General features: G+C 55.0%; 19 protein-coding genes. 10 read left to right on the top strand and 9 right to left on the bottom strand.

From position 1 onward, the window contains the following. Window positions 1–19: 19 nt before the first annotated feature. The 4 genes from KF752_11445 (at window position 20) to KF752_11430 (ending at window position 3,155) form a co-directional block, all read left to right on the top strand. On the top strand, window positions 20–184 hold the full coding sequence (locus KF752_11445; GenBank protein ID MBX3422158.1) for a hypothetical protein: 165 nt from the start codon (window positions 20–22) through the stop codon (window positions 182–184). A gap of 25 nt (window positions 185–209) precedes the next feature. Further along, the gene (gene hpt, locus KF752_11440) at window positions 210–743 is read left to right on the top strand and encodes a hypoxanthine phosphoribosyltransferase (protein MBX3422157.1); all 534 of its coding nucleotides are present in this window, start codon (window positions 210–212) and stop codon (window positions 741–743) included. Between the two features lie 206 nt (window positions 744–949). Then, the gene (locus tag KF752_11435; protein ID MBX3422156.1) at window positions 950–1,966 is read left to right on the top strand and encodes a hypothetical protein; all 1,017 of its coding nucleotides are present in this window, start codon (window positions 950–952) and stop codon (window positions 1,964–1,966) included. A 148-nt stretch (window positions 1,967–2,114) separates the two neighbouring features. Next, window positions 2,115–3,155, top strand: a complete 1,041-nt coding sequence (locus tag KF752_11430) for a glycosyltransferase (GenBank protein MBX3422155.1) — start codon at window positions 2,115–2,117, stop codon at window positions 3,153–3,155. Here KF752_11430 and KF752_11425 read toward each other — a convergent pair. Further along, a complete protein-coding gene (locus KF752_11425; GenBank protein ID MBX3422154.1) occupies window positions 3,152–4,078 on the bottom strand; it encodes a sigma-70 family RNA polymerase sigma factor in 927 nt (308 codons plus the stop codon). The genes KF752_11430 and KF752_11425 overlap by 4 nt on opposite strands. 227 nt (window positions 4,079–4,305) lie before the next feature. Continuing rightward, window positions 4,306–4,626, bottom strand: a complete 321-nt coding sequence (locus KF752_11420) for a hypothetical protein (protein ID MBX3422153.1) — start codon at window positions 4,624–4,626, stop codon at window positions 4,306–4,308. A 313-nt stretch (window positions 4,627–4,939) separates the two neighbouring features. Here KF752_11420 and KF752_11415 point away from each other — a divergent pair, with 313 nt between their 5' ends. Continuing rightward, complete coding sequence (locus KF752_11415) at window positions 4,940–5,635, top strand: DNA-3-methyladenine glycosylase (protein ID MBX3422152.1); 696 nt, start codon at window positions 4,940–4,942, stop codon at window positions 5,633–5,635. Between the two features lie 144 nt (window positions 5,636–5,779). On the opposite strand, the gene KF752_11410 is transcribed toward KF752_11415, so the two are convergent. After that, window positions 5,780–6,730: a nucleoside hydrolase gene (locus tag KF752_11410; protein ID MBX3422151.1), complete on the bottom strand. Its 951-nt coding sequence runs from the start codon at window positions 6,728–6,730 to the stop codon at window positions 5,780–5,782. A gap of 114 nt (window positions 6,731–6,844) precedes the next feature. Here KF752_11410 and trpD point away from each other — a divergent pair, with 114 nt between their 5' ends. Then, entirely contained in the window at window positions 6,845–7,867 is a 1,023-nt protein-coding gene (trpD, locus tag KF752_11405) for an anthranilate phosphoribosyltransferase (protein MBX3422150.1), read from the top strand. A gap of 25 nt (window positions 7,868–7,892) precedes the next feature. On the opposite strand, the gene KF752_11400 is transcribed toward trpD, so the two are convergent. Further along, the gene (locus tag KF752_11400; protein ID MBX3422149.1) at window positions 7,893–9,044 is read right to left on the bottom strand and encodes a redoxin family protein; all 1,152 of its coding nucleotides are present in this window, start codon (window positions 9,042–9,044) and stop codon (window positions 7,893–7,895) included. Window positions 9,045–9,605: 561 nt separating this feature from the next. On the opposite strand from KF752_11400, the gene KF752_11395 reads away from it, so the two are divergent. Both KF752_11395 and KF752_11390 read left to right on the top strand, forming a co-directional pair. Then, the gene (locus tag KF752_11395; protein ID MBX3422148.1) at window positions 9,606–10,766 is read left to right on the top strand and encodes an acyltransferase; all 1,161 of its coding nucleotides are present in this window, start codon (window positions 9,606–9,608) and stop codon (window positions 10,764–10,766) included. Beyond that, window positions 10,766–12,010: a GNAT family N-acetyltransferase gene (locus tag KF752_11390; GenBank protein ID MBX3422147.1), complete on the top strand. Its 1,245-nt coding sequence runs from the start codon at window positions 10,766–10,768 to the stop codon at window positions 12,008–12,010. The genes KF752_11395 and KF752_11390 overlap by 1 nt, the downstream gene beginning before the upstream one ends. A 40-nt stretch (window positions 12,011–12,050) precedes the next feature. Here KF752_11390 and KF752_11385 read toward each other — a convergent pair whose 3' ends face one another. The 5 genes from KF752_11385 to KF752_11365 form a co-directional block, all read right to left on the bottom strand. After that, complete coding sequence (locus KF752_11385; GenBank protein MBX3422146.1) at window positions 12,051–12,539, bottom strand: DinB family protein; 489 nt, start codon at window positions 12,537–12,539, stop codon at window positions 12,051–12,053. A gap of 35 nt (window positions 12,540–12,574) precedes the next feature. Then, complete coding sequence (locus KF752_11380; GenBank protein MBX3422145.1) at window positions 12,575–14,269, bottom strand: PPC domain-containing protein; 1,695 nt, start codon at window positions 14,267–14,269, stop codon at window positions 12,575–12,577. A gap of 10 nt (window positions 14,270–14,279) precedes the next feature. Continuing rightward, window positions 14,280–15,617 carry a DUF1501 domain-containing protein gene (locus KF752_11375; GenBank protein ID MBX3422144.1) on the bottom strand — a complete coding sequence of 446 codons (1,338 nt, stop codon included), beginning with the start codon at window positions 15,615–15,617 and terminating at the stop codon, window positions 14,280–14,282. Between the two features lie 208 nt (window positions 15,618–15,825). Further along, entirely contained in the window at window positions 15,826–16,596 is a 771-nt protein-coding gene (locus KF752_11370; protein ID MBX3422143.1) for a hypothetical protein, read from the bottom strand. Between the two features lie 79 nt (window positions 16,597–16,675). Further along, the gene (locus KF752_11365; GenBank protein MBX3422142.1) at window positions 16,676–18,115 is read right to left on the bottom strand and encodes a hypothetical protein; all 1,440 of its coding nucleotides are present in this window, start codon (window positions 18,113–18,115) and stop codon (window positions 16,676–16,678) included. Window positions 18,116–18,548: 433 nt separating this feature from the next. On the opposite strand from KF752_11365, the gene KF752_11360 reads away from it, so the two are divergent. Then, window positions 18,549–21,470, top strand: coding sequence for a hypothetical protein (locus KF752_11360; protein MBX3422141.1), 2,922 nt, complete (start codon window positions 18,549–18,551; stop codon window positions 21,468–21,470). 201 nt (window positions 21,471–21,671) lie between these two features. Next, window positions 21,672–22,493: a ZIP family metal transporter gene (locus KF752_11355; protein ID MBX3422140.1), complete on the top strand. Its 822-nt coding sequence runs from the start codon at window positions 21,672–21,674 to the stop codon at window positions 22,491–22,493. Window positions 22,494–22,552: the final 59 nt, after the last annotated feature.

Raw genomic sequence — 22,552 nt, 5'->3', positions numbered from 1 at the left:
AAATAATCTGTGGCAACCTGTGCTTAGTCGGTCGAAAGAAGAGTCACAATCGCCTACATTATTGATTCACATCGTCAGTCATTTTAACATCGTCCAGGGATTGTTAAAGCTGGTGGGACAAGCCATTGATCTGAGTTTTGTATCACTGGGGACCACGGCACCGGTGGAAGTGGAGTTTTTATGAATGCCTATGAAAAGGTAGAGACAACGTGAGAGAGCTGTTGAGCGAAGAACAATTGCGCGCGGGTGTGGACGAAATGGCCGCAGAAATCATGGAGCGGTACGGCGAATCTCCGATTACCATAGTGGCGGTGATGACCGGCAGTCTGGTGATGCTGGCTGATTTGATTCGTCGCTTGACGATGCCGGTTCGCGTCAGTTTGATTCAAGCCAGCAGTTATCGTGGTGGTACGAAGCCTGGCGATTTGTGGATCAAGGCTGACATGATGTTGGACGTCACAGATCGTGATGTGTTGATTGTCGATGATATTTTTGATACCGGCAAGACGCTCAAGGCTGTCGTGGAGTGCATCGACTCCATGCGACCCAGGAGCGTCGCCACGGTAGTACTGTTGCACAAGGTCGGGAAAAACATGGTGGATGTACAGCCGGATTTCGCTGCGTTTCGCATTCCCGATGAATTCGTAGTGGGCTACGGTTTGGACTATCGCGATCTGTACCGCAATTTGCCATTTTTGGCTGTGTTGGAGGAAAGCGATATACAATCCGTGTCAGCCGAATAACCATGCTGTCCAGCAAATCGAGACTGCCCCTCCGGTCGCAGCGGCTATTGGTGGTTGCTCAGCGCTACTGGCCGTATACCAATGACCACTCGTTGAGGCTGGCCCTTCAGTCGCGACGGCTGTTGAACGAAGGTTGGCATACAACCGTTCTAACACCCAAGTGGCACACCGATTGGCCGTCAAGAATCCGAGTCGAGGGGACGGACGTGGTTCGTATAGATCAACCACCTACAAATTCGGTGGGGCAGGGGCTTTACCGTCGCAACGTTCAGCGCTGGTTGGCTCAGCACTATCGTCAATTTGATGTCCTGTGGTGCGATGACCCGTGTGATATGGTGGCTCCAACCGCTTTGACGTTCGCCAGCCAGTCTCACTGGCCCTCGGTCGTTCGGCACGACCCAACCCCCGACACCAGTGACTCAGACACGCAGCTTGACGATGCCGCGAGAGCTTCGCTGGTTAATTGCTGTGAGAATGCATCCACCATTTTAGTGACCTCGGTTGCCGCTCAGCAGCAGTGTTTAAAACTGATTGGAGCAACCGATAAAATTGTTCGCTTCTCAGATTGGCCCGGTCCAGCCCTCGATCGGTCTCCTAGCGCGCGACGCGCGGCCCGCAGTTGCTTGAGCGACGCTAACAGTGACTTGGCGTTGCACACACAGGACCAATTGGTCATTGTGCCCGCCGAGTTTAATGGTCGTTGGAACCTAAGGCTGGTGGTCGGTGCCTTGGAAAGTCTGTTAGAGGTGTCGAGTCGGCTGCGATTGTGGATTCTGGGGGACGGCCCAGAGCGAGAATCGTTCTACGACTGTCTGCAGGGCATGGGGTTGCACCGAATTGTGGTTCTACCGGGTATGTTTAGCTGCGTCGATACAGTCATGCAGGCCGCAGACTTGTGTCTACTTCCGACAGCGGGCTGCGGTCAATCGTGGTACTTGCCGACGTGCATGGTCAGTGGCATTCCATTCCTGGTTGCGCACTCTGCTCAGTGGTCGGGAAGATACGGGCAGACCCGCTTGGAGAATTGTTTTGATGGCAGTGCAGGTGAACTGCGAGCTAAAGTACAAGAATGGCTCAGAAATCCGGCACAACTGGCACAGTCAACCAAGATCGCCGGCCAAGCCTACCGTAAGCACTGCGCAGCAGTTTGTGGTGACGGCGGATTGGCCAAGCATCTTGGATTGACGCTTGTGGCAAACGATCGCGTGAACACGAAAACGTAGACCGTGCGTGGACAATGAACCTCAACTTATAACACCATTCGTAGCCGCTGTTACAAATTTGATGAACAGCATTTAGCCTCACTGAACAATGAATTTCCGCGTCTGCTACTTGCTGGACACTCTAACCCACAGCGGAAGCGCCAAACAAATGTCGCTCTTAGCGTGCCATTTGGACAGGCAGCGCTTTGATAGCCATGTCATCGCACTTGCCAGCGCAGGTCCGCTGGAAGAGGAGTTGGTAAGAGCCGGAGTGCAGGTGCATGTAATCGGCAGGCGCTGGGACATCGACCCGAGCGCATGGTGGCGGTTGCGTCAGGCACTGCGCCATCTTGCACCGGACATCGTGCATGCCTGGTCTTCACAGGCCAATACCTACGGACGATTGGCGACAGTTGGGGCGCTGAGGTCGATTTCGTTAACAACGCGGGGTGGCACAGCCCATGATCAACCACCGTGGCGTCACTGGCTGGACCAGCAGTTAATGCGTGGAACTTCGGTGCAAGTGGCAAGTTCATCAGCAGAATTTGCAGGGGAGCAACAAACGGCAGCCCACAAAGCACGGTATCGCGTAATTGCCGATGCGGTTTCAAGACCGGAATCGCCGTTGCAGCGCGACGAGTTCTTTCGTAGGTTGAATTTGCCGCCGCGGAAATATCTGGTAGCAGCAGTGGGAGGCTTGGTGCCCAACACAGGATATCCAGAATTGATTTGGTGCGCGGAATTGCTGCGAGTTGTGCTGCGTGATTTTTGGTTAGTCATTATCGGAGATGGGCCATATCGGCAACACTTGCAACACCTACGGGATCAGTATGGGGCACAAGATGCCGTCCGATTTGTAGGACATCGCAGCGATGCCAACCAGTTGTTGTCCGCCTGCGATCTTTTGTGGAGTGCCGATCCGAGCGGCGGTCAAAACGGTGGCATTCTGCAAGCCATGGCCAGTGGCCTGCCTGTCGTGGCCCGTGATACACAGGCCAACCGCGAGTTGGTGATTCCAGGCGAAACCGGCTATTTATATGACCTTGAGAACCTCGGTCAGATGACACGTTGCTCAAATCTATTGCTCAGCGATCCGCCATTGCGGCAGCGCATGGGGCGGTCAGCCAGTCAGCGAGCACTCAGCCAGTTCTCTGTCGAAAAAATGGTGGCGGCGTATGCCGAGTTATATGAGCAACTCGTGGCGGGTTAAACCAATCCGGCACGCTCTTTGGGGTCACGTAGACCGTGTGCCAGTTTGGCGAGTGCTTCGGTTTCGATTTGTCGCACACGTTCGCGAGTTAGCCCCAGTTCGTGACCGATTTCTTTTAGCGTATGAGCCTGCTGATCCCCTAATCCAAAACGCATCTTCAGCACTGTAGCTTCGCGCGTCTCCAAGTGGTCCAACAGTTCCAGCACAGTACTTAGCACATCGTGATCCAACAGCTCCTCGTCGGGTGCCTTGAGCCGATCATCCATAACCAAATCACCCAGGGACCAACCTGCGTCGGTTTGGTCATTCTGTGGCGCGCTGTTGTAGATCTGGATGGCTTTCTTGATGATGGGCAGTTTCTTTCTCGGCAGTCCAAGCACTCGGCCCACTTCTTCCTGAGTTGGCCCCCGCCCAAGTTCCTCTGTCAATCGCGCCGAAGCTCGACGCCATTTCGACAATAGCTCGACCATGTAGGCCGGGATGCGAATCGTCTTGGCGCAATTAATCAGCGCGCGCTTGATGGACTGTTTGATCCAATAGCTGGCGTAGGTGCTAAAGCGCGTGCCCATTTCGGGGTCGAATCCTTCCACAGCGCGGAGCAGGCCTAAATTGCCTTCTTCGATCAGGTCTTGTAGTCCCAATCCTTTGCCAACGTACCCTCGGGCGATGTTGACTACCAACCGCAAGTTGGCACGCACCATGTGGTCACGCGCTTCGACATCGCCTTTGGCTATGCGACGGGCCAGCTCGCGCTCTTGCTCGCCAGACAACAGGCTCGTCGCGTTGATCTCGCGCAAATAGGTTTCCAGAGGAGACTGGGCACCCGGTCCGTCCTGGGCCGAATCACGTTTCTTGCTGCGTCCTTCGGTCTGTCGAGTCTGATCGTCAAACGTTGAGTCGAAATACTCGTCTTGGTCGGACATGAGGAAACTCGGTTCACTTCTAAGGGAATGGATGGCGATGAACTGCAGAAACGGATCGTCAAGTATGGCGGCGCAGCCCTGGGGCGAATTGCAGCCGGTATAGCTAGCTTTGCGTCTTGGGCACGGAGTGAGTTATCGACGTTCGCATGTGAAGACTGGAGGAATCGCAAAACATTGCCGATTGCAACGATTGTTCCGCTTGCGTAAGGCCTGCTGGAGCCTGCTCATCACTCGTTGGAATCAACCAATTCGTCCGTGGGGGCGTCAGTGCGTCGTCGACGGCGACGAATCTTCTGACTGCTCCATTCCTTAGTTACCGTTTCAAATACATCCGGGGACTCGTAGCGCACGATACTCTTGCCTTCCGGAATAGGTCCGATTAGTCCACGGAAAACAGGCAGCCCGCGCAGGGCCAGGTCAGCGCTACTGTCGTCGACACCAATTTGCGAATGCAAATTGAAGATCGAGTCTGCCGAAGGAAAATCGCGAATTCGGAGCGATCCGTCGCTACCTCGCGTAACCACGCGAAAGGTATCTTTTTTGCTCATTACTTAGCCTTGAAGCTTGGGAGATGGGTGCGATCATGTAGCGCATCAGTAAACGCGCCACTGTGGACAACCGGTGCGAACGGATTTGGAGCGGTCGCTGGCCGGTCGGTTCGGCGAAACATGCCCACGGCACGCGAGCCTACCGAACCCTAAAGCTATCGACTAACCACTCGGTTTTGCTAGCGTTATTTTGAATGAGCCGTTTTCAGTCGAATAACGCGCATAGCCCGACTAACACATAAAGGTGTAACGCTTATGGTTGATAAAGGGTGGCACACACGGGGTCGGTACTTGAAGGCAAAGCACGTTCCATATGAGTCCTGAAAATCGCTGGTCAAAGAGCGCGTTCCAGGGAACCCCGCGGGCTGTCGCCCGACGTCTGTTGGGTAGTTTGCTGGTTCGACAACTGGACGGCCAGCGGCTCAGTGGGATCATCGTTGAGGTAGAAGCCTACTTGTCGAGAGACGATGCAGCCAGCCACAGCGCTCGTGGGCTGACCCGCAGTAATCGTAGTATGTTCGCTGAGGCCGGTAGTCTGTACGTTTATCCGATTCACACGCACCACTGTCTGAATATTGTGACTCAGCCGATCGGCATCGGCAGCGCAATACTGATTCGAGCGATTGAGCCCGTTGAGGGACTGGACATGATGTGCCGTCTAAGGCAGCTTGAAGAACTCAAAGCTGGTCAGCGACAGGTGAGCTGGTTGCGGAGTCTAACCAGCGGTCCAGGGCGGATATGTCAGGCGATGGCCGTGAATCGATTGCTGGACGGCATCGACTTGGCGTGCGATGCACCAATGTGGCTTGAGGAAGCACCCGCTAGCGTGCGCCGCCAATCCTGGCGAGTCAAAAGCGGGCGCCGGATCGGGATTAGTCAATCTCAGGAATTGCCATTGCGCTGGTTTATTCAGGGGCACCAACTGGTCAGTGGCTCAGCTGCCGAACATCCAAGCGGCAGGACATGGCGCTTTGGAATACAACGCACAGAAGCTGTCTCGCAATCGTGAAGTTGGAATCAAGTCGTGGCGGCATGCAGATGAATCTTGGATCAATCCAAGGCTCATTACCTAACCAGCATCCCGTGTACCGGCCTAGCCGGAGAACCCTGTGTCATACCACAGGGGCCACGACTAACGTGTGCAGAATTGAGGCTACGATGGGTGGTCTTGAGCCAAGTATTTGAGCAGGTTATCGAATGCGTCCATCGCTGATTCGGCATCCACGCTAATTGCAACTTCCATATTATCCAGCCACTGGCGAGGATCGCGATTGTCAAATATCGTGGCACCCCGCGTCAATTCGCCAGCGGTCTCCACATCTCCAGCCATCACCGAAGTTTGAAACAGCAATGGGTCCAGCAACATCAGGATCGGTGCGAGCGCTTGAAAGGCAACCGTTTCACGACCAAGTCGCTGGCGGGTTGAGCGAAACAGATGAGGTACAACCTCATGCAGAACCGCGCCGATCCTGGTGTGCTTGGGCGGTAGGCGGTCGACAAGTTCCCAGCCAAAACTGAGTTCACTCGTGACCTCCAATGGCAATAAGGTTTTGCTGGTTGGTGAGCCAAACACGGCTTGCGCGCTGATCGGATCGAAGTGCATGTTGAACTCAGCACAGGCAGATACATTGCCCTCCAAGCGAACTGAACCTCCAGCGATGATGATGCGGTCGACCAGCGTGCAAATCGCCGGGTCGCGACTGAGCGCTTGGGCCACACCCGTTAACGGTCCTGTGCAGACAAGGGTGATTTCACCGGGGTGTGCACGCATTTGATCGCACAGCAATTTGTCGCTAGGAATTGAGTGCTGACGGGTGATTGGTTGCCAAGCCACAGTTCCTAAACCGTGTTCGCCATGCAAATTTGAACCATTGGAAACGGCGGCACCCTGTTGAGGATCAAGGGCCGCGCCGATCCGCGGCATCAGCGGAGGGTCAAGACGTTCGACCAGCGCATGAACATTGCGAGTAGCTTGTTCGGAATCGACAGTTCCCGCACACGCCGTGATCGCTAAGACTTCAAGCCGCGGATCAAATAATGCGCAGCTGAGCGCCAGGGCATCGTCGATCCCTGGATCGCAGTCTATGATAATCTTCCTGGGCATCCTGAGTTCTCGGGCATTCCTTTCGGCAGGTAGAGTGACGTCGAAGTGAGAGCCGCCAGCACTACATCAACCTAACCGATAGTCCCGCAGCGTACCTCAAGGGCAAGCTTCAAAATGTTTGATTTTAGCGGAATTCTTTCGGCGATCCAAGCTTTTCGTGACCTGTCCAGACAGGAAATGTCGGCCGCAATTGAATATATGCTTTCCGGCAGCGCGGACGAGAACCTAGTGCGGCAAATTCTAAGCAGCCTGGCGGCCAAAGGCGAAACGGTTGATGAACTGGTGGGAGCTGCCTTGGCAATGCGGGCCGCGATGCGGCGAATTTCATCGGCCAAGAGGCCAGTTTTGGATACCTGCGGCACCGGTGGCGATGGCTCTAAGACGTTCAATATCAGCACTGCTGCTGCTCTGGCTTTGGCAGCCACAGGCGTGCCTGTAGCCAAGCATGGCAATCGCAAGATCACTAGCAGCACCGGTTCCGCGGATGTATTGGCGGAACTGGGGCTGAACCTGGACGCTCCTCCGGAGGTGGTCCAGGGGTGTTTGGACGATGTGGGGATTTGTTTCTGTTTCGCCCCATTGTTTCACCCGGCCATGAAGCATGTGGCAGCCGTGCGCCGGCAATTGGGTCATCCGACCATCTTTAATCGCTTGGGACCGTTGGCAAATCCAGCTGGTGCTGAGTGCCAAGTCTTGGGCGTCGGCGACGCGGCAATGCAGGACATGCTGGCGCTAGCCCTGCAAGCGCTGGGGACGCAGCGATCGCTGGTCGTGCGCGGCCAAGACGGTGTCGACGAAATTTCCATTTCTGCCGCGACGCGAGTCTTAGAGGTTACGCCCCATGAAATTCGCGAACACCTGTGGACGGCCGAGGATTTTGGAGTCCGCTCGGCCCCGCGCACGGAGCTGTGGGCTGATGATCCAGCTAGCAGTGCAGCCTGCATTCGCCGCATTCTGCAGGGACAACGGGGGGCGTGTCGTGACGTCGTGGTCATGAACGCAGCAGCTGCGCTGTGGCTTGTACAGTCCAACCTATCGTTGGCTGACTGTGCACAGAAAATCGCTGCTGCGATCGACACGGGACAGGCAGCGCAGTTGGTCCAGCGGCTAGCGACCCGAACACACCAGCCAGCCTGACGACGTTAGAAATTGTGGACCCCAGTTACTGGGCTTCGGTTTTTTCCGCTTTCATCTGCTCTAAGAATGCGGCATACTCCTCCCGCATTGTTTCGTCGGCCAGTTCAACGGCTCGTGTCTGTGCCTCGATGGCAGCATCTCGCTGTCCTTGGCGATGCAACAAATGCGCATGTGTATCGTATGCGGTAGCGTCATGAGGCGCTAACTGAATCGACTTACTGGCAGTCCGAGTTGCTGCGGCCAGCAACGATTCCGAGAAATCTTTGGTATCGCTAGCTGCTTCGTACAACGACCAGGCAATTGCATTCAGCTTTTCTGCATCTGATTCTTTAGCTACAATCGCGTCCAGTGTCTTGGCGGCAGCGTCAAAGCGCTGGCCATGCAATAGGACGCTGAACTGAATTTCAGTTATCTCTTGTTGCTGTGAAGGCGATGAAGCCTTCAACTCTTCCAGCATTTTCAGCGACTCGTCGATCTTGCCTTCCATGGCCAACCGAGTGGCAGGAAAGACGCGAACTTGTATTTCGGCAAAGTTCAAGAGCTCGACAAGCTCACGATCATCCGCATAGTCGATTTTGGCTTGTGCAATGATCTTGAGTGCCGCGTCGACGTTGCCTCGGCTCATCGCCTGGCCGATGGCCGTTTGAACATGCATTCGACGTTGTTCAGCTACGATGGCGGCTCGTGCCGCAGCGCGGTCCCAAGTTCCTTGAAGTACCTTCTGAATCGGTTCGTCGATGTCACTAGGCAGCCCGATCCACTCGATCACGCCATCCTTGCCAATCAGAAACGCAGTTGGTATCCCGCTCTGCGCCGCTGCTACCATGTAGTCTTCTTGAACCGAGCCGTCTGGATCGGTCGTGAGGCAATAGGCCGACGTCAATTTCGCGTAAGTCGTCTCGTCTTTGGAGTCAACTACTGTCCGCTGTAAGAATTGATCCACGGTTTCCCGGTCTTCGTTGCTGACGCTGATGATCTGCAATCCTTGGTCCGCATAACGCTGCTGCAAGGCCGCCAACTGTGGAATACTTCGGACACACGGGCCGCACCATGTTGCCCAAAACTCGATAACATACACTTTGCCTGGAGAAAACTTCTGTACGGGTTTGAAACGCCCCTCTCCGTTACTGATCCAGTGCTCGATATCGATCGCCGGTGCTGGTGACCCGATCGTCAGTAACTCGGCGGCGATTATTGATGATGGGCTAGTGCAGCTTGCGGTCAATACAGCACATGCCAACATGCCTAAGGTTCGATTGCGGATATCCATACTGCACAGGCCGGTCTAGCCCAGTCTCCCATTGGGGTTTTTCGAATCCGTAGGCGGACCAGTCTGCCCACGCTGGATCTATCGTAGAGAATGCTGCCAGCGGTACCAAGATCGACTTCACCCGCCCTGGTAACAATTCAGCTCTAACAAAGCACCAGACTGGAAGTGTCTTTGTCTGCCAGCCTAATTGCTAGTATATCCGTTACCAGCAGAACGTGGCGGGCCAGTGGTCGAAAACGAATGTCAGCATTATGACGATTGTCAGTGGTAGTGGTCAGCCACAACCGCGTGGACCAGGTGTTCCAAGCGATACTCGGCCACGCCTCATGTGACGCCATAACCTAAGCTTCAGCACGTCAAATGCCTCATTTAATCGTCGGCATGTCTAGGGCCAGCAGCCAGGCTTCTTCAGTCGCGGAGCGCTGCCTGCGATGTGCTCTGCCAGCGCTCGCTAGTACTCGAATCTAAATGCATGCGGAATCGTTAACTGTCCCTGTAAAACGCACCAGAATTGTCGAATTGGATGCGTTGCGCGCGTTGGCAGCCATCAATTTGATGGTGTTCCACTTCACGCATCTGTACAGCGCCAAGTTTGGCTACTCAACTCCACTGGGGTTCGATTTTCCCTACGGCAAATACGGAGTGCTGTTATTTTTCATGCTCAGCGGAGCAGTCAATGCGCTTACGCTGGCAAAGAAACAGGATGCAGGAAAGTTCTTGTCGGCCAGATGCCTTCGGATTCTGCCATGCTACTACATTGTGCTGGCGCTGAACCTCGTGCTGATGACCTGCCAGCCACTGGCCACCGGTCCCGGTTGGACCTGGCCGCAATTGCTGGCCAATTTGACGGTTATGCCCAATCTGTTTGGTTACGAGTGTCTCGAGCCGGTGATGTGGACGCTACAGATTGAGATCTTGTTCTACGGTTTGCTAATCTTCTTCTACCTGTGTGGATGGTTAGATAAGCCGCTGCGCAGCATCCCGGCGGCGCTGATTGTGTGCTTGGTAGGTTGTTTGGGTATCGACTACCTGGAAACACATTTAGGCAGCGAGTCAGCGTTGGTAGTTTCTGCCACGTTGGTACGCCGAATCTTGTTGCTGGATTACTTCCCACAATTTGCAATCGGGATTCTACTGCAGCAGTGTTGGCAGGCGGATACTCAACGTTCAGCCAGTGGGTCAAGTTCTTTGCCAGGGTGGGCATGGCGACATCGCAAGACTTTATGGTGCGTGATGGCCAGTCTGATCGTACTTCACCTAACCGATCATCGTAGCTTCAACCCGGTCGTGTCTGTTGGATTTACGGCACTTCTCGCGGCCAGTCTCTATGGTAATGTGCCGTTCCTGCGGTTCAAACCCTTAGTGTTCATCAGTGGCATTTCTTACATGGTTTATCTGTTGCACTATCACACTGGCTGTGTCTTCATTCACTGGATTAACGAAGGCATGGGTGTGCCGCCAGTCGTAAGCTTCGCACTGGCGCTGCCATTCACCATCGCCGTGTCAACCCTGGCAGCGTATGGTCTGGAACGACCACTGGCCAAGTTCTTGCGAGAACGGCTATTTCGTCAACCGTCAAGTTCAGCAATGCCTAACCCACTGAACGCAGTGGCACAAGGAGTTCGATAATGGAATCAACCGCTTCCCTGGAAAAGGGACAACCTGAGCCAGCCGCGACTGGCTGGTGTGTTGATCTGGACGTTGAAAGCTGCCGAGAGCCGCAAGGGGAGTTGACAGTCCAGCGTAGCAGGTGCCAGGAGCTTGAAGCGTGGCACGGAACTTGGAGAGAACTGGCAGCGGACTGCTTCATGCAACAGCCGATCTGGCTGCTAAATGCTTGGAATCATTTTCATCGCCATCAATCGGGAGTGACTAGCACTGATCAGGCGGCGCTGGTAGTGACCGATGCAAAACAACGAACCGTGGCTTGTTCGCTTTGGTTTCAGCAGTTCCGACATGGCATGCGTTGGTGGCGAGCCATGGGAAGTGATGCCTTATGTAGCGACTATCAACGTGCCATCAGCCCCAAGGCGCTTTCCACGAAGGTTGGCCTGGCAGTAGCTGAGTGGTTTGATCGTCAGCCACGCAATCGGTTGGATTTACCGACGTTGATTGAAGTGGATGGCCACAGTACTGACTGTCCGCAGTGGCGAGCCTTTTTTGAGGTGCTTGGCAGTCGTGGCTGGTTGATCGACTCGGTGGAGATTGACAGCTCATGGCGACTCACGTTACCTGGCGACTTCGCGACTTATGAAGCGTCCCTAGGTAAGCATATGCGTCGCAAGTTTCGGCAATTTCTCCGTGTCCTGGCTGACTCGCGATTCGAGCTACGTATCTGCCGCACACCAGCGGAAATCGAAGATGCTTGGCCTAACTTTGTCAAGTTACACCAGCAACGCCGGCAGCAGTTGGGACAGCCTGGCTGCTTTGCTGACTCAGCCTACGAGAATTTCCTTAGACTTACTACGCTAGAATTTGCTTGTCAGGGGCAGGCTTGGTTACCGATCATGTTCTACCAACAACAGCCGTTGGCGACATTGCTGATGTTTGATTCGCAACACGCGAGTTGCTCATACCAATCCGGAATAGATACGCGGCACATGAAACTTGAACCCGGCCACCTTATCTACGCCGCTGCCATCCGCGAGACCATTGGGCGCGGCAAGCGCGAATTCGACTTTCTGCGGGGAGACGAGCCATACAAGCAAGCATGGAGGGCGGAGCGGCATTCTCTGTCACGTACCGTGGCCCTACCGCCCGGTTGGGTTGGGCGCGGTATATCCTCCGCCGTCAAGCTACGGCGATGTTGGCGGAGTTGGAAAAAATCTCAGCGGTCGAATTCGGCAATTCAAGTTGAGAACAAATCGTCTTAGTCGTCTGGGCCGTTAGCAACTCTACTGCATCGTCCCTTCATTAAAAAAGATGCGGCAGACCCAACTGACGACGCAGTGTCGATATCTGCCCCAGGTGAACTGCGAAGTGCGTTGTCAGCAAATGCGCCAGCAAGTGCTGGTTGGTTTGCAGTACGGATTGTTTTAGCAGTTCGAGCTGATGAGCTTGATTCAGCATGTCGGGCGAGCACATTTGGACCGCTCCGGATAAATCCTCGTAGATTTCAGTCAGCAGCGACAACGCCTCTTGTTTCGTGGGGCGGAATTGGGGATGGATTTGACCATCCGAACCCGGCCCATAAGCCTTGCGCCAACCCGAAGGGCTATGCTTGTTGCGACCTGCCATCAGCAGCCCCATGTCGCCTGCAATCGCCAAGTGGCACAGAATCCAACGCACTGAATGAAAGCCGGAAATAGGTGCTTGGTCAAGTTGCTCTTCGCTCAGATCGGAGGTGACCAACTTAAGGTACTGCCGTAAGAATCGGTTGAGATTGGCTTCGGACTCAAACACGCTGGCCGCTCCTGTCGTTTAATTCCTGAATTGAGTTAAGGTTGCTGCGGCAACGCAGTCACCCATACATTTGAAAAAGCGGTGCCCAAACGCGGAGGCGCTAAGGCAACACGCCGCCTGGGAATTGGTTGACTCATTTCACCTACAACTTGTATCCAGCCAGAGTAAGCCTGACCATTGCCCGATAACTTAAGCTTCACATTTTTTGCCGCATCGCCCTCAATCGGAGATTCGACAACCTCCGCCGTAATTCCTTCGGGTAAACCAACAGCTCGGATCGTGATCGGTCCCGCAGCTCCGCGGCGCACAATTGCAATTGGCAACTCGGCAGGCTCGGTCGCTGGAATCGTCAATCGATCCGCTGCTACAGTCAATTCAAAGTCGGGCTGCTCGATGTTGGCTGTCAGCAAGTAGTAGGCTCGGTCATTTCCGGCACCGAATCGATCGCTGACTGTTAGCATAAAGTCTCCATCGATAGTGGCGGTGTAGTTTAGGACAGCATCGCGCAGGCCACCACTATCGTCAACTTCGGCAATCTGCTTGCCTGTCGCATCGGATAGCCGCAGGAGCAGATCGGGCAATAGTCCAAAGTTCTGCGATTCGGCCGTAGCTACCAGCGTTTGTCCGGCTTGTAGATGCACATGATAGCGATCTCGTTGAGCCTTGTCATGCAAACATCCGGTTACTGAAGTCGGCAATTCAAGCGGCATCGCTCGGTCATTAGCCAAATCTCTCATGCGCGTCAGCGTCGAATACGGTACCACACGAACTCGAGCCCAACCGCCGGCTTGCGGCAGCGTGACAATTGCCATTCGCGCATCAGGAGAAATACGCATGCTGTCGGTTGGCTCGCGTTCGCTTAACGAACATTGCGAAGCGATCACGTCCGATGATGATGGGGCATCTGTCAATAGTCCACCACCGCAGTCTGCTGGCAGCGCTGTACGAGTTCCAGGCGGGATGTTCCAACCCAACAATTCAACATCCCCCGGTAGGTGGTTGCTGACAGCCAGCGTTGTCGCGTGAGTAATATAAGCACCAACGGTCATCGTCAGGCGATAAATACAATTGGCACCTCCCTGCAAGGCGATACTCTGATTGGGCTCCGATGCGAACCCGAATACTCGCACCAGCACGCGTCCAGACTGTTGAGCTGTGTAGGTGACGCGCGGGTCCAGGCCCAGGCTGTCATGATTGTCGGCTACCACGATTCCGTTAGGCAGCGTAATTTGAAGCACAGAGTCGATTGGCGAGCCTAGCTGGCTATGCGCGTCGATAGCCGCCACTAGCGTTTGACCGGCCTCAAGGGGAACACTAAATGCATCGGTGTCGGCACCCTTGAGTACACCATTGACAATAACTGGCAACTGCTGGACGACCTGTGCGCTCTGTGGTGCATCATTCGGCTCGGCCTCAATTAGCTCCGGCAGATCGCTGACCAACAGCGGCATTAGGTTGGATGCTCCATCGGTGTTGAATAGTCGCAACCAGACGCGTCCCACCGGCAGATCGCTAGGAATGGTAACATCCAACTTGCCCGACTCGCTGCCCAGGGCTACTTGAAATCCAGGCGCATCTACTTGGACTGGCCAGTCAAACTTGCCCGTGGCTGTCACTGAAAACGTCGTGCCGCGCTGACCGCCAGCAGGAAACAGGAACGACACATCAGGCACCGCTGCTTGCAGCGAACCTACCAGGCACCAGAACACGCACAACCACTGAATTCGCACTGTCGGTCGCCTAGCCCATGACTTCGCGAATGGGTCTGGGATCAGAAACCAGGTGAGCGGGACGGCCCACATCGGTCATCAATATCTTGTTGGGATCGATGCCTAACTTGAGATAAACCGATGACGCCAGATTCTCCGGAGCGTAGATGTTTTCTACGGCTGTATAGCCATTCTTGTCGGTTGCGCCCACCACTTGCCCGCCGGGAGTACCACAACCGGCTAACAACACGGAAATGGCACTCGACCAATGATCGCGGCCCGGCGACTTGCGGTCGGCCAGCGTCGAAATCGCAGGTGTGCGACCAAACTCACCCATGACAATTACCAGAGTTGAGTCCAACATGCCGCGCTGATCAAGATCGCTGATCAAGGCGGCTACAACCGAATCGAGTTCACGACCTTGCGTGCGAAAACGCTCGAATATCTCACTGTGATGATCCCAGCCGCCATTGTTGATCGTGACGAAGGGTACGCCGGCTTCAATCAACCGTCGAGCAAGCAAGGCTTGTTGCCCAAACCGATTGCGCCCATATGCTTCGCGGATCGAGTTCGGCTCGCGATGAATATCGAACGCTTCCAACGCCGCCGATGACGTCATTAGCGATAATGCCTGTTGATAACTTTCATCGGCACCCAGGACTGGGTCAGCCATCGCGCGATCACGGAACCGCAACATGCCGTCCAATTGTTGGCGCAGCTCACGTCGGGCAAGCGTTCGGCCATCATCCAGGCCTTCCGGCAGCGTTACGTCGCGAACTCGAAAGGATTTGCTGTTCGGGTCATCGGCTACCACAAATGGCGCGTGCTTGGGGCCTAAAAAATTGGGGCCGCCAGAACGCGTTTGGGACGGCAGTGCAAAGTACGGCGGCACGCCTGGGGGAGCCCCCCGCTCGGCTGACACTACCGAGCCCATGCTCGGATGGAAGCTCACGTATGCACCACAGCTTACCGGAATCCGGGTGGGCGCACCGGTCATCATGTAATGATTGCCGGCACCATGGTTATTTTGATCATGGCGAATCGAGCGAACGATGGTCAGCTTGTCGCTGATCGCTGCAAGCCGCGACATGTTCTCAGAAAACATCATCCCGGGTACCTTGGTCGAGATGGCTGAAAATTCTCCACGAATCTCAACGGCGGCCTCTGGCTTGGGATCGAAAGTTTCAAAATGGCTTGGACCACCATCCAGCCATATCAAGATGCAGGCGGTAGGTCGCGGGGCAACAGTGCTGGCTGTAGCTTGACGTAATCTGAGTGCTTCAGTCAAGCCACCAACCACCATCGCGCCCAACCCGAGCTTGATGCAGTCTCGACGGACCATACCCTGACAATTGCGATGGATAGCCATGCTAACCGTGCTCCAGTACTGAGGTGGGATAGGGAGCGGATGGGAAGGCGAGCGACCTCGATTGAGTCGAGCCCACAATATCCTACACCACTTACGGCAACTTGCAAAACCCCAGCTCACACCTACAGGGCCGGCTAGGCAGAGGCTGCGGATTGTCGCGGCAGACAGCCGAGATTCCCCTCAGCAGGAAAAACGCAACTTCAACAGGCTAAAACGACGGGTCCGCAAACGGATCATCGTCGGAATCGGCCGGTGGCTGTTGCGCATCGGTATCCTTCAAGTCTTCCATCAAATCCGACTCTTGGAACGGATCGTCGTTGGTCGAAGGGGCGGATTCCTTTTCATCCTCAAAGGGGTCGGTGGCTTCATCAGATTGGCTGTTCAGAGGGTCTGAATCATCTGTTAGAGTATCCGCCTGAACGCCCTCTCGCGCGTCTTCCGGTGGAGTGACCGCTACGGGTGGGATGGCATCGATTTCTTTCGAGCGTAGGCCGTCTTCTCCTCGAAAGGGATCTGTTTGTGCTGGAGGTATCATCGGCGACGGTGTCGGCAACATGGGTACCACGGGTCCTGTCGGCAGGGACTGTTGCATCAGTTCGCGCTGTCGCAACGCTTCAATCCGCGCATCACGCCGAGCCTTTTCTATTTCGGTTCGATAATAGCCCTGGATACGAGATAAAGCCAAGCTGACGTTGATTCCCGAACGGCCAAAAGCCTCCATGCGCGCACCTTCCTGAAAGTCCGCTCGTCCATCATTGCCAATGGCCGCGTGTACTAGCCCACGAAAGAAATAGGTACGAGGATCTTGCGAACCACCTTCGATGGCACGGGTTAGCAACTCTTCGGCTCCCAGGTAGTCGCGAGCAAAATACCGATGTACTCCCTCTCCGTAGAGTTCGGTCAAAGCGGTGCCTTGTCCAGATACCTGAGCAGCAGACAGCGAAAGCAATAAAGTCACTGATAGTTGAAGAGATCTCATATTGGTGAACAAGCTCCAGGGCGAGATAACGAGTTTTCTAATGACACAGGATTCTGCGGTAGCCGCTATGTTACCGTGGTCAGGATCCGCTTGAAATCAGTTGTTGGTGATACTGCTGAATTGCTTGATATAAACGACTCAGGTCAGTCTTGAGTTTTTCTAAATCCGATTGAGCCGCTGTCACTGCCAATTCCAGGGCTGTGATCTCTGTTTGGTAGTGGGATATGTCGGAACTCAATAGTTGCTTTTCCTGCTGCCGCTTGGCCAACATTTCCTGAGCTGTTTGAGTCGCTTGCTCCATCAATTGATTCTGATACTGGTAGTACTTGACGCGCTCCTGCAACTCAAAAGCGGTGGCATACTTGCGGTTAAACAGTCCTAGGTAGTCGTTTAGAGGTCGCACGAAGAGCCGCTGCACGCGCTCCGCAATGCCTTTACTAATCCAATCGCGGGCCGCAGATTCGATCACTACGATACGGTTGTCGCGTACATCGGAAGGTGACAGCTCGACCTGTCCGTGCCGCTTCAGCCGTAGGTCGACACTCAGGCCTTGCGGATCAAAGTAACCGCTTATAGTCGCATCCGCGTTTTGTCCGCTATCTACCGTCTCTTGGTGATCTTTCAGGAGACTGACCTGCTCCCAAATCATCTCTGGGCGATCATCCTCAGAAGCGCGTTGGCCGTCACGGAGGTATGCCGACATAACCGATTCCGGGACACCAGCCAACAATTGTTGTATGGCCTCTTCGTCCATCCTGCCGAATATGGCTTCGTCACTGGGCTCCGATCCGGGAGCCGCAAAGGCGACGTGGCTGTCGATGGGCAGTAATTCGTACAACGTCCAACCATCCAGGCCTTGTGCGATGCGCGCCTGATGCAGGGGATGGATTGGCAACGTGGATTCAATCGTGATCCGTCCGCCAGTCGCCGCGCTGTCCACTACACGGTATTCGCCGAGATAATAAACCGGCAGTGGCTGACCTTCACTATCCAGCTCTTCGGCGAAGCCGTAAACGACGAGGTTGGCTGGTAAGCTGGCGCCAGAGGTCGCCGGCGCAGCAGCGGGAGGTTGACCGTCTGTGGCATCAGCTTTGGCAGACGGCGCAGCTAGCGTCAACTGAATGCGGTTATCCTGCTGACCCTCAAAACGCAATTGTCGCCACACGCGGCCGCGGTCGATAGTCAGTCGTTCCAGTCGGGCTTGGACCGGCACAACCGCCTCCAAAGAGTCCACTGGCGCATCGATGCTGCCGAATCGCAAGCGGTTTGTTTCGGCGGTGACTCGCTTGGCTCGCTCGGTCTGCGTGGCAGCTTCTTTGGTCGCTCGGACACGTTCATGTTGCACGCCGGCGGTAAAGATCAAGAAGACCCAAATCTGGATAAACAGGATGCACAGCAAGACAATGTGTAGAGCACCCCACATCCGCGCCGTCTTGACAATCGCCACGATAAACAAGATCAGGCAGATCAGTACGACCAAAATAAAAAGTATGCCGCCCAAGCCCATGGCTAGTCGCAATCCTGCTAACGATAAGTAAGTCGACTTGATTCTCGCTACGACCGAACCCTTGCACCATCAATGCAGTCAATGAAGCGTCCGACCGCCACCCCTATACGCTCCCTTAAGCGGGTCAATTGGCAGCAGGCGGTTGGCAACGGGATGAACGCTACAAATTTGCAAGCTTTCAGTGTACTTCGGCCGCAGCCATTTCGCATCTATTTACGTTCAACTTTTGGGTTTGCCAGGCGATTTTCCCGTCTACGGGAGCGGACGATGTAAGGCGGGGCTACTCATCCATTCTCATACAGCAAGTTGGTAAGCCAGGATAATTGGAACGCCCAAAACATTCGGATTTATCCCTAGTTCCAGCAAAACCCGAACCAAGACAAGGAATACGGCTGCGTAGCCAATGCCAGCAAGAGTTCGTCGAGTTTTCCGCTGTGGACAGCCCATGAATAATTTCGTTTGGAAGTCTGCCCTGATTCTGGTCGGCCTACTGTGCGCAGTTGGAACATGGCCGGGCTGCAGCCGCAAGGGCTATCGCGCCAAGACGGATCGTGAAGTCCAGTACTTGCTGGAAGAAAAGCGGCTCGAAAGCTGCGAGGCGAATGCAACTCCGATCAACATTCAGGTTGATCCGCAGAGCCGGATGTTCGACCCGTTCAATCCGGATCGGCCACCGATGCCCGAAGACGATCCTCAGGCCAACCGCTATATGCGTATGGTCGATAAGAAAAAGGGATATCCACTCTGGGAAGCCAATGGTCGCACCAACCAAGCAGAGAACCCGGATTGGGTGAGTTGCCTGCCGTTGGATCAGCGCGGTGTGCTGGTGCTGAATCTGGAGCAAGCCGTGCGACTTGCATTACTGCATTCTCCCAACTACCAGCGCAACGTGGAAGAGGTGTACCTGTCGGCCTTGGATGTGTCCAGCGAACGATTCAGGTTTGATTCGCAGTTCTTCGGCGGCTGGCGAGCCGGCTACAATACGACCGGTCCATATCGCAACAATGCGGTCATTCCGGGCAGCACCAGCACTTGGTCAACCGGCCCTAACAGCGTCGGTCGTCGCGATTGGGCAATGCAAAAAAGATTTGCAACCGGCGCCGACTTGGTGGTTGGACTAGCCAACGACATCACTTGGCAAATCGCAGGCCCCAATTCGCAATCCTCACGCACGTTGCTGGATTTCTCGCTGGTGCAGCCGCTGCTACGACAAGCTGGACGCGATATTGTCCTTGAACGTTTAACTCTGGCCGAGCGCACGTTGTTGGCCAACATTCGGGCCTTCGAGCGTTATCGGCGAGCTTTCTACGTCCAAGTGGCCGTAGGGCTCAATCCCGATACTCAGCCCCAACGGCGTGGTGGTGTGTTTGGTGGAGCCGGCTTCGGCGGCTTTACCGGCTTGGGTGGTGGTTTTGGCACTCTGGGTACCGGCAATACTGGCACTGGCCTGGGGGGATTGGCCGGCAACAACATCCCCGGTGCTCGGGGCTTCTTCGGACTACTGCAAGACCAACTACAGATTGCGAATCAACAGGAAACGGTAACGCAACTGACGGAAGTCTATTTGCAACTTCTGGATAGCTACAACGAACAATTAACGACGGTTCCGAAAAGCCAAAGCGCGATTCCACAGCAAAAGCTCCAGGTGGTGCAGGCACTGCAAAATATCTACAACCAGCAGACGAACCTCCTGCAGTCGCGTGCCGCTTTCGAAGATTCTTTGGACAACTTCAAAGGCACATTGGGGCTGCCGCCGTATTTGTGCGTCGAGATTAGCGATCCCATGTTGGATCAATTCAAACTGGTATCGCAACAGTTGCGTGAACGGCGCAGCCAGTTGGCTGCCGTGCGAGTCGTAGTCGGCGAAAACAGTTCGCAGATTTTGGAACTTAGCCGCACCGAAATCGACGCACAGAGTGGCGCTTCCTTCCGAGCCTTGGCGGCGACGCCATCGCTGACAAATCAACTGACGGAACTCGCAAACAGGCTCAAGCCGCTCAGACAGATTCGCGAAACCATCGTCGGAACTGACTTGCCGCAGATCCGCGCGGACATCGCCACACTTCGCGCCGCCATTCCCCAGCGGCGTCGGCAACTCGATCGCCTGCTTGAAATCACTCGCTCTGAACAAGGCGTGGTGTGCACGATCCTGCCGACCGGCGCGCTAAATTTTTCATTCCTGGACGGTGAAGGCTTGGAGGAATTGCCAGATCAACTTGCGAGCGACCTTGATAGATTTGAGCAGCGGTTTGAAGAACATGCTCGGGCGGGTGCGCAGCTGGAGCAACGCATCCAAGAAATTTCTGATGGCCTCTACAAATTTGCTGACGACAGCCAGCGATTTGAGGCTATCAGCACAGACGTGGTTTTAGGCATTCAAGATTCTGTTGCGGCGATGAGCGATGATGTGCTGGCGATACAACTGCTACAGGCTCGGGCCCGGACCGAATCCGTGCTACTGCCCGAAGTCGATATCGACACTCGCGACGCGGTAGAAATCGCTCGCGTCAATCGCCATGATTGGCTCAATAATCGTGCAGCCTTGGTAAACCGATGGCGAGTCATCGAAGTAGTGGCTGATGAATTGGAAAGCTTTCTCGATCTCACAATTAGTGGCGATCTGCAAAACTATGGCCCCAATCCGCTTGCACTGCGCGGTTCGACAGGTCGCATGACTATGGGATTACAGTGGGATGCGCCGATCACGCGTTTGCAAGAGCGCAACAATTATCGACAAGCACTCATCGAGTACCAGCAGGCTAAGCGTGCTTACTATCGCTTCGAGGATAGTGTGTGGCAGGGAATGCGGACCACGTTGCGCACCATTCGCCAACGGCAATTGGCGTTTGAACTCCAACGTTTTGCCGTTCAAACGGCGGCACAACAGATTAGCGTCAATGAAGATGTCCGGCAGATCAATGAAACGCTGGGGGTCGTGTCGCCCACGGCTGCCCGCGACACGATTACCGCACTGAACGATCTGTTGTTGACGCAAAGCGAGTTGATCGGAATTTTCGTCAACTACGAGGCGCTGAGACGAGTACTGGATTTGAACTTAGGTACCATGGAACTGGATGCCGAAGGACTGTGGATTGACCCAGGACCGATACGCGCTGACACCCTCGGGGGCCGATTGAGCGATGCCGTTCTTAACTACGGATTGACCACCAACCAGCAACAATTTCGCCAGCAAGTACTGAACGCGCATTTAGCTGAAGGCCGCAATCCGCTGCCGCTGGAACTGGCCACATCAGACACCTTGCCCCCTTCGCCGATTGCCGCCTATGTCAGCGAGGACAGCGCGGTTGCCCAGGCATACGATCCGCAATTTGACGCGGACCTCCAGCCCACGGATAACACAGAGTAAGGATCGGCATAGGCCTGGCACCAGGACCTGAGTAGTGGGTATGGGGCATTTCCACTTGACACGCGTCAAAAGTTAGCTTAGGCTAACATTTGTGCCGCTTGGCGGGCGGCTGTGCCTGATGAACGACAATTGCGCCGTCGTGACCATCGCTGTGCCGGCCAACATGCTTTGCCGAACCTAGGCGCTACGTGAGATGCTGTGATGGAGTGGCTAAATGAATTCTTAAACGATCGTGGTCCGGTCGTGGCCGCATTGTTGGCGACCCTGTTTACGTGGCTGATGACGGCCCTGGGCGCGGCTTTGGTGTTTCCGTTCAAGACCGTGCACAGGTCACTGTTTGATGGACTACTCGGGTTTACTGGGGGCGTGATGATTGCAGCCAGTTACTGGTCGCTGCTGTCGCCGTCGATTGAATTAGCTCAGCAGCAAGGAGTTCCCGGTTGGTTGCCTGCCGCGATCGGCTTTGCACTGGGTGCCATGTTCATGTATGGACTGGATAAGCTGCTGCCGCACCTGCACATCAATTTCCCAGCGAAGGACGCCGAGGGAATAAGCACCAATTGGCATCGCACAACCCTGTTGATCTTGGCCATCACACTGCACAACATTCCGGAAGGTTTGGCGGTAGGGGTGCTGTTTGGAGGTGCCGCGTTGGGATTACCCGAAGCTTCACTCGGAGCTGCAGTGGCTTTGGCCATAGGTATCGGAATCCAGAATTTTCCAGAGGGTGTTGCTGTGGCCATGCCTCTGAGACGCGAGGGCGTTTCGCGCCTGCGATCGTTTTGGTATGGCCAATTGAGCGCAATCGTGGAACCGATCGCTGGAGTGGCCGGAGCCGTGGCCGTAATGTTCTTCCAGCCTGTGCTGCCCTACGCGCTGTCTTTTGCGGCTGGAGCCATGATCTACGTGGTTGTCGAAGAGGTGATCCCGGAAACGCAGCGCGATAAATACACCGACGTGGCTACGTTGGGCTTCATGGGCGGCTTTATCGTGATGATGTGCCTGGACGTCGGATTAAGCTAAGCCACAACCGCAGTTTACTTGAGATTGCCGCTTCGTTATGACGATCTAGACAAGTGGCT

The sequence above is a fragment of the Pirellulaceae bacterium genome (assembly GCA_019636385.1).
Taxonomy (GTDB): Bacteria; Planctomycetota; Planctomycetia; order Pirellulales; family Pirellulaceae; genus Aureliella.
The sequence above is the reverse complement of the archived record's forward strand: the minus strand, read 5'-3'. Positions and strand labels throughout refer to the sequence as shown.